The organism is Streptomyces sp. NPDC091292, assembly GCF_044757265.1.
Taxonomy (GTDB): Bacteria; Actinomycetota; Actinomycetes; order Streptomycetales; family Streptomycetaceae; genus Streptomyces.
Genome location: NZ_JBIVUQ010000059.1, coordinates 1 through 1,094 on the forward strand (window position 1 = coordinate 1; position 1,094 = coordinate 1,094).

The following is a 1,094-nucleotide window of genomic DNA, read 5'->3' on the forward strand; positions in this document are numbered from 1 at the left end:
GTGGAGCGTGATCGGCGGGTTGTGGAGTGGTTGGCGGGGTTGCAGGAGGAGCAGGTGCGGGCGCGGCGGTTCGAGCACACGCCGTTGGTGACGATCGCTGATTGCAGTGAACTTCCTGCGGGGCAGGCGCTGTTCAACACCCTCTTCGTCTTCGAGAACTACCCGGTCGAAGAGCTGGAAGAAGGCCAGGCCGACTCCGCCCAGAGCGGCCTGCGCGCCGGGTTCAACCACATGCGCGAACAAGCCAACTACCCCCTGACCGTGGCCGCCAGCTCGGCTCACGAACTCGCGCTCCGACTTTCCTACGACCGCGCTCAGTTCGACGAAGCGACGGTGGAGCGTCTGGGGACACACCTGGTGACGGTGTTGGAGGCTTTGGCTACTGCGGACGCGGGGCAGCGGGTGGGTGAGCTGTCGGTGCTGTCTACCGGCGAGCGTGAGGAGTTGGTGGGTGGTGGGGTCGGTGAGCTGGTGGAGTTGCCGTCGGTGGGTGGTGTGCATGAGCTGATTGCTGAGCGGGCTGTGGTGGGTCCGGATGTGGTGGCGGTGGTGGCGGGTGGGGAGGTGTTGACGTATGGCGGGTTGATGGCGCGGGCGAATCGGTTGGCGCACTATCTCCGCGATGCTGGCGTGGGTGCTGAGTCGGTGGTGGGTCTGTGTTTGCCGCGTGGGGTGGGCATGGTGGTTGCGGTGTTGGCGGTGTGGCAGGCGGGTGGTGCGTATTTGCCGCTGGATCCCGAATATCCCGTGGAGCGGTTGGAGTTCATGCTTGGGGATGCAGGCGTGGAGGTGTTGGTGGGGGATCGGTCGGTGGCTGGTGGTTTGGCGGTGGATGGGGTTGTGGGGGGTGTGGTGTGGCTGGATGATCCGGCTGTGGTGGGTGTTTTGGCGGGGCTTCCGTCGACGGCGCCGGATGTCGGGCTGTCGTCTCCGGATCAGTTGGCGTATGTGATTTATACGTCGGGTTCGACGGGTCGGCCGAAGGGTGTGCAGGTCGGGCATGGTGGTGTGGTGAATTTGGCGTTGGCGTTGGGGCCGGTGTTGGGTGTGGGGTTGGGTGTGCGGGTGTTGCAGTTTGCGTCGTTGGGTTTTGA

Annotated in this window: 1 protein-coding gene; it reads left to right on the forward strand. The window is 64.9% G+C overall.

Features of this window, described 5'->3' with window-relative positions; translation table 11 throughout:
- Window positions 1-39: 39 nt before the first annotated feature.
- Window positions 40-1,094 (forward strand): AMP-binding protein (locus tag ACIQNU_RS43810; protein ID WP_401378326.1); only part of this gene is annotated, 1,055 nt, incomplete at its 3' end.